General features: G+C 54.4%; 8 protein-coding genes. 3 read left to right on the top strand and 5 right to left on the bottom strand.

The window, feature by feature from the left end:
* Together QZ279_RS15125 and QZ279_RS15130 are read right to left on the bottom strand one after the other, a co-directional pair.
* Positions 1-405: hypothetical protein (locus QZ279_RS15125; RefSeq protein WP_293452446.1), on the bottom strand; the 405-nt coding region annotated here is incomplete at its 3' end.
* Between the two features lie 119 nt (positions 406-524).
* Entirely contained in the window at positions 525-1,430 is a 906-nt protein-coding gene (locus QZ279_RS15130; protein ID WP_293452448.1) for a LysR family transcriptional regulator, read from the bottom strand.
* Positions 1,431-1,527: 97 nt separating this feature from the next.
* On the opposite strand from QZ279_RS15130, the gene QZ279_RS15135 reads away from it, so the two are divergent.
* Together QZ279_RS15135 and QZ279_RS15140 are read left to right on the top strand one after the other, a co-directional pair.
* Positions 1,528-2,778, top strand: coding sequence for a urate hydroxylase PuuD (locus QZ279_RS15135; RefSeq protein WP_293452450.1), 1,251 nt, complete (start codon positions 1,528-1,530; stop codon positions 2,776-2,778).
* 85 nt (positions 2,779-2,863) lie between these two features.
* Positions 2,864-3,073: a hypothetical protein gene (locus QZ279_RS15140; RefSeq protein WP_293452453.1), complete on the top strand. Its 210-nt coding sequence runs from the start codon at positions 2,864-2,866 to the stop codon at positions 3,071-3,073.
* Positions 3,074-3,086: 13 nt separating this feature from the next.
* Here the strand turns inward: QZ279_RS15140 and QZ279_RS15145 are convergent, their stop codons facing one another.
* The 3 genes from QZ279_RS15145 to QZ279_RS15155 form a co-directional block, all read right to left on the bottom strand.
* A complete protein-coding gene (locus QZ279_RS15145) occupies positions 3,087-3,500 on the bottom strand; it encodes an SRPBCC domain-containing protein (protein WP_293452455.1) in 414 nt (137 codons plus the stop codon).
* Complete coding sequence (locus QZ279_RS15150; RefSeq protein ID WP_293452458.1) at positions 3,497-3,817, bottom strand: metalloregulator ArsR/SmtB family transcription factor; 321 nt, start codon at positions 3,815-3,817, stop codon at positions 3,497-3,499. The genes QZ279_RS15145 and QZ279_RS15150 overlap by 4 nt, the downstream gene beginning before the upstream one ends.
* Before the next feature lie 90 nt (positions 3,818-3,907).
* Positions 3,908-4,411, bottom strand: a complete 504-nt coding sequence (locus tag QZ279_RS15155; protein ID WP_293452461.1) for a carbon monoxide dehydrogenase subunit G — start codon at positions 4,409-4,411, stop codon at positions 3,908-3,910.
* A gap of 145 nt (positions 4,412-4,556) precedes the next feature.
* Between QZ279_RS15155 and QZ279_RS15160 the strand changes: the two genes are divergently transcribed.
* Positions 4,557-5,684 carry an FAD-binding oxidoreductase gene (locus QZ279_RS15160; RefSeq protein ID WP_293452463.1) on the top strand — a complete coding sequence of 376 codons (1,128 nt, stop codon included), beginning with the start codon at positions 4,557-4,559 and terminating at the stop codon, positions 5,682-5,684.
* Positions 5,685-5,705 lie beyond the last annotated feature (21 nt).

Raw genomic sequence — 5,705 nt, forward strand, 5'->3', positions numbered from 1 at the left:
GTTATGAGTCCTGACCCTAGACACGTTTTTTGCCTTTTTGGTGGTGCCCGTCTTTGAGGCGATGGCACTGCAATAGGCATCCCCTTTATTAACCACGCCTTTGGCAATCAGCCTTTTGACCGGCTTTTGGATAAGTAACGGGATGCCGCCAGTCGCAGTGGCAATCACGGTGAAAATAGCATCGATGGCAAGATCGCCAGCACCGTCTTCTTTTCCGGCGCTACACATGAAAATGAACGTGACATCATTGTCCGCGTTGACGGCAACGATCTGGGTTTTGTCTCTGATTGCATTTCCGGGAAGACCTACAGCGTCTTCGATTGTCACTTTGATCTGTTCGCCAACCGTATCTGCAAGAACAGGCAGGGGAGCAATAAGAAGAGCCAAGAATAAAAAGGGTTTCATCAACGCGATCCTTCAGTCAGAGGTTTACAAAGACTTACAGCGGCGGAGACTCATTACGTCTACAAGCGTACACGCTATGGATTAAATCGCGAAACTAATTTCAACTTTTAATACCAAGGCTATAACTTTATCGCCCCCTCCATGCGTTCAATCATGAACTCCATGAACAGGCGTGCTTTGGGGTCTTGGTGGCGGCGATGCGTGTAGAGGCAGGCCATTTGCACGGGCAGGGGCGGGGTTTCTTTCGCGACTTGGACCAGTGCGCCTGATTTTAGATGGGCTGCGATTTCGAAGACGGGGCGCAGTGCGATGCCTGCGCCTTGTAGAGCCCAATCGGTCAGGACATCGCTATCGTCGCTCTCGAAACGGCCCTGAACGTCGAACTTGCGGGGGCCGTCGGGGGTTGAGAGTTCCCATTGGAATTCAGTCGCACCCGGAAAGCGCAGGTTAAGGCAATTGTGCTTGCCGCGATCAATATCCGCACCACTGTTGGGGTGTCCATGTTGCGCGATGTAGGATGGGCTGGCACAGAGCACGCGTTCGCAATCGGCTATCTTGCGGATGCGCATGTTGGAATCCTCGGGGCGACCGAGGAAGAACGCGATATCCAGACCCTCTGCGGTGAGGTCGATCTTGCGATCTGTCATGCGCAGGCGGACATCGACAAGAGGGTATTGCGCTGCGAACTCTGGCACATACGGCGCGATTAGACGACGCCCCACGCCCAAGGGCGATGCGATATGCAACGTGCCGCGCGGGTTTTCGGTGGCGTCCCCGACACCTGCTTCGGCGACCTCGACGGCCTCAAGCACGGCACATGCACCTGTGTAAAAGATGCGCCCTTGTTCGGTTGGGGTTAGCGAGCGCGTGGTGCGTTGAAACAGGCGCACACCAAGGTGGCTCTCAAGCTGGGAAATGCGCGCAGATGTGACCGCAGGCGAAATTCGCTGATCCCGCGCGGCGGCAGACATGCTACCGAGTTCATAGATTCGCACGAAGGTGCGTAGGTTATCGAAATAAGACATTGTGCGGAAATTTTTGACACTCTTTGTTTAATCGCAATTATAGCGGACAAATGCCCGAGTAGATAGTCTTGGCCGCAACAGAATTGGGAGCCGCTTGATGTATGATCTAGCAATACTTTGGGACTGGATCGCGCTGACGGTGCGTTGGGTTCATGTGATCACTGCGATGGCGTGGATTGGTGCGTCGTTCTTCTTTATCGCGTTGGACTTGGGGCTGAAGAAAGCGCCCAACATGCCAGAGGGTGCAACGGGCGAAGAATGGCAGGTGCACGGCGGTGGTTTCTATCACATCCAGAAATATATGGTCGCGCCTGAAAATATGCCGGCGCATTTGATTTGGCACAAATGGCAGAGCTATTCGACGTGGCTGTCTGGTGCCGCCTTGCTGATGATCGTCTATTGGGCGGGCGCAGAGTTGTTCCTGATTGATCCTGCGAAGGCGGATCTGTCCGTGTTCATGGCGATTGTGATTTCTGCTGGGTCTTTGACGATTGGTTGGATCGCGTATGATTTCATGTGCAAATCCAAGTTGGGCGAACAGCCCACGTTGCTAATGGTGCTCTTGTTTGTGATCCTTGTGGTCATGGCATACGGTTATGATCAGGTGTTCACGGGCCGCGCGGCATTGCTGCATCTTGGTGCGTTCACGGCGACGATCATGACGGCGAACGTGTTCTTCATCATCATGCCGAACCAGCGCATTGTTGTGGCCGATCTGATGGCAGGTCGCACGCCGGATGCGAAGTACGGCAAGATCGCGAAATTGCGCAGCACGCATAACAACTATCTGACGCTGCCTGTGATTTTCTTGATGTTGTCCAATCACTATCCTTTGGCGTTCGGCACGGAATACAGCTGGCTGATTGCGTCGCTGATTTTCCTCACGGGTGTAACCGTTCGTCATTATTTCAATACGCTGCATTCCACGGGTAAGGGGCCTAACTGGACATGGGCTGTAACTGTTATCCTGATGATCATCATAGCGTGGTTGTCGACTGCGAACACGTGGGATCAGGATTATGATGTTGCGGATGCGCAGCCGCTTTCAGCGCACCAAGAGACGCTGGTGGCCTCGGCTGGCTATGAAGAGGTCGAGAACATTGTGCTGGGCCGGTGTTCCATGTGCCACGCGCGCGAACCCAGCTGGGATGGTATCCGTTGGGCCCCCAAGGGCGTGTTTCTAGAAACCCGATATGACATCGTACGCGCGGCGCGCGAGGTGTATTTGCAAGCCGGTGTGTCCCACGCGATGCCGCCCGCGAACATTACAGACCTACCCGAGGAAGACCGCGCAAAGATTGTGCGCTGGTTCCGTGGCGCGGGGAAAGTTGCAGCGGTTGAGGGCTAATGCCCCTTTTAGTAACCGCAAAACTTGGGGTAAGCCCGATCAATTTGAAGCGTTTGAACGGTTCGAAACAGCCGCATTTGCGATCATGGAAACGCATGGCGTGAAGGTTCTGGAAGTTGTAAAGACTCACGCGGCATTGGACGGTGCACCACATGAAATTCACCGGTTGGCGTTTCCAAGTCACGTTGCTTTTGAGGCGTACCGGAGCGATCCCGAACTGCTAGCCTTGGGGGACCTGAGAGAGAGCTGCATCGCGAAGACCGAAGTCATTTTTGACAATGACCCCGATCTTTAAAATGCGTTTGCAATTACCCCTCGTGCAGCCCTGAGCGCATGCGGGCCGGATGATCGTCCCAGCCTTTATCAAGCGCGAGTGTTAGGCCGAATGCGTCTTCGCCGACGGGCAGTTCCTCGTGGATGAGGGACAGACGCCTGCCGCCTGCAATTTGGGCCAGGGACCATTTCACGGTGCTGATTGCGCCACCCATGGGCGCAATGGTGAAGGTGTATTCCAGCGTGTTGAAAGGGTCGGACACAAGCACATCCCACCACATGAGTTTGTCGCCGCTGTCTGTGCCAAACATCGCGTATGCACCAATTGCGAGCGGGGATTTAGGTTTGTGAAACCACAAAGCGAGCTTTTCTGGATCGGTGAGAAATGCCCACACCTGTTCTGGAGTGGCTTGCAGGAAGATGGTTTTGCGCAGAGTTGTATCGCTCATTTTATGTCCTTTTCGATCTCAGATTTTAGGGTAGCAAGACGATCATCCCAGAAGGCATCGAAGTAGGCGAACCAATCGCGCATCTGTTTCAAGCCGTCAGGATTAAGGGTGTTCACGCGTGTACGTCCAACGCTTTGCATCGTGATTAGATCGCCGTCTTTCAAGACCGTGAGGTGTTTTTTCACGGCTGCGCGGGTCATTTGAAAGTTATCCGCAACTTCGGCGATGGTCATGTCTTGCTGGGCCAGCAGATGCAAAATGCCTCGGCGGGTTGGGTCGGCAAGTGCCTTGAATCCCATTTGATGTGCTTGGTTCATTGTAACCCACTATAGTACCATTCGGTATCCCTTTATAAGAGGTACTAAATGGTATTATGTCAAGAGGGCAATTTTTGCAGATAGATTTGCTTACCCTTTGCGCAGCTTGTGGAACCAGCCTTTTTTCGCTGTAGGTTCCGCATCTTCGTCTTCGGGCGCACCAACGGCGTCTTGGAAGGATGTAAAGAATTGATCCGCCATCTTCTTGGCAAACCCGTCAATGATGCGACTGCCAAGCTGGGCGAGCTTGCCGCCAACCTTGGCCTCTACATCGTAGTGTAGGATCGTCTGATCACCGTCTTCTTCAAGGCGCACACTCGCGCCACCCTTGGCAAACCCTGCAGTGCCACCTTTGCCAGCCCCCGTCAGTGTCAGGCTTTCGCCGTCAACTTGGTCGCTAATTTCAACCTCGCCTTTGAACGTTGCTTTTACGGGACCCACCTTTTGAACGACAGTCGCTTGAAAGCCCTCGGTCGCGTTCCCGCTCATTTCGGTACAACCGGGGACGCAAGCAGACAGAACGGCAGGATCGAGCAGCGCCGCATAAACAGTGGCGCGGTCTGCGTTGATGGTTTTGGAATCGCTCAATTTCATTGGATGCGTCTCTTTTTCGGGGTGCGGGGCACGGTTGGTCTGTCAGGGGTATCCAATCGTGCCTAGGTCGGGTTTGCAAGGGTGATTGCATTTTGCGGGGTGCTCTGTTCCAGTTCAATTGGAACACCCAGCATCGAGATTTGATATGACACAGACCTTTGACATCGCCGTAATCGGAGCAGGGATTGCGGGTGCGTCGGTGGCCGCGCGTTTGGCGATGGCGGGCAAGCGCGTCGCGGTGTTGGAAATGGAAAGCCAAGCGGGCTATCACACAACGGGACGGTCTGCAGCGGTCTTTGCGCCGAACTATGGACCGCGTGTGATCCGGGCTTTGGCGCGCGCCTCGCGGCCGTTTTATGAGGCACCTCCGCAGGGATTCAGCGAAGCACCTCTGTTTTCGCCACGCTTGATACTGATGCTTGCGCGCGCGGATCAACGTGGTGCGCTGGATGCATTATTGGCGCAAGTGGGCAATGATCCAGAGGTGTCGGTGTTGGACGAAGCCGCGATGCGCCAGATTAATCCATTGATCCGAAAAGGGTACGGCGAGGCCGGGATGGTGGACCACGCAGGGCAGGATATTGACGTCGGTGGTTTGCATCAAGGGTTCTTGCGCCAGTTCAAAAATGGGGACGGCGCGATGATGTTGAAATCTGAAGTCCATGGATTGGAGCGCGTGAGGGACGTGTGGCAGATTGATACGAAGGCGGGTCGGATTGAGGCGGGTGTTATTGTGAACGCAGCGGGTGCTTGGGCGGATGTTGTTGGGAAAATGGCAGGTGCGGAGACGATTGGTTTGACGCCGAAACGACGCACAGCAGCGATTGTGGCTGGATCCAGCGGTATTGATGCGACGCATTTTCCGATCACGATTGATGTTGAGGAACAGTTCTACCTGAAGCCTGACGCGGGTCGTTTGTTGATTTCGCCTGCCGATGAAACGCCAAGTGCGCCGTGCGATGCACAGCCCGAAGAGTTGGATATCGCGATTTGTGTGGACCGTATTGAGACAGCGTTCGATCTTTCAGTGAAGCGTATTGAACACAAGTGGGCGGGCCTGCGCAGTTTTGTACCCGACGGTTCGCCCGTTGCGGGATTTTCAAAGCGTGCCGATGGGTTCTATTGGTTGGCGGGTCAAGGTGGATACGGAATTCAAACAGTACCCGCGCTAAGCGAATTTGCGGCGACGCAGATCACGGGGCAGGTCTTGCCAGATCATCTGCTAGAGCAAGAGATTGGTGGAGGTGATATGGCCGTGGATCGTTTGTCTTAATTCGTATAATCCGTCTTATGT

The sequence above is a fragment of the Planktotalea sp. genome, from assembly GCF_018607965.1.
Classification (GTDB): Bacteria; Pseudomonadota; Alphaproteobacteria; order Rhodobacterales; family Rhodobacteraceae; genus Planktotalea.

Excerpts from the sequence above, each read along its gene's own strand:
- QZ279_RS15150 (WP_293452458.1), bottom strand. The coding sequence starts at position 3,817 with ATGAACCAAGCACATCAAATGGGATTCAAGGCACTTGCCGACCCAACC.
- QZ279_RS15145 (WP_293452455.1), bottom strand. The coding sequence starts at position 3,500 with ATGAGCGATACAACTCTGCGCAAAACCATCTTCCTGCAAGCCACTCCA.
- QZ279_RS15130 (WP_293452448.1), bottom strand. The coding sequence starts at position 1,430 with ATGTCTTATTTCGATAACCTACGCACCTTCGTGCGAATCTATGAACTC.
- QZ279_RS15140 (WP_293452453.1), top strand. The coding sequence starts at position 2,864 with ATGGAAACGCATGGCGTGAAGGTTCTGGAAGTTGTAAAGACTCACGCG.
- QZ279_RS15135 (WP_293452450.1), top strand. The coding sequence starts at position 1,528 with ATGTATGATCTAGCAATACTTTGGGACTGGATCGCGCTGACGGTGCGT.
- QZ279_RS15160 (WP_293452463.1), top strand. The coding sequence starts at position 4,557 with ATGACACAGACCTTTGACATCGCCGTAATCGGAGCAGGGATTGCGGGT.
- QZ279_RS15155 (WP_293452461.1), bottom strand. The coding sequence starts at position 4,411 with ATGAAATTGAGCGATTCCAAAACCATCAACGCAGACCGCGCCACTGTT.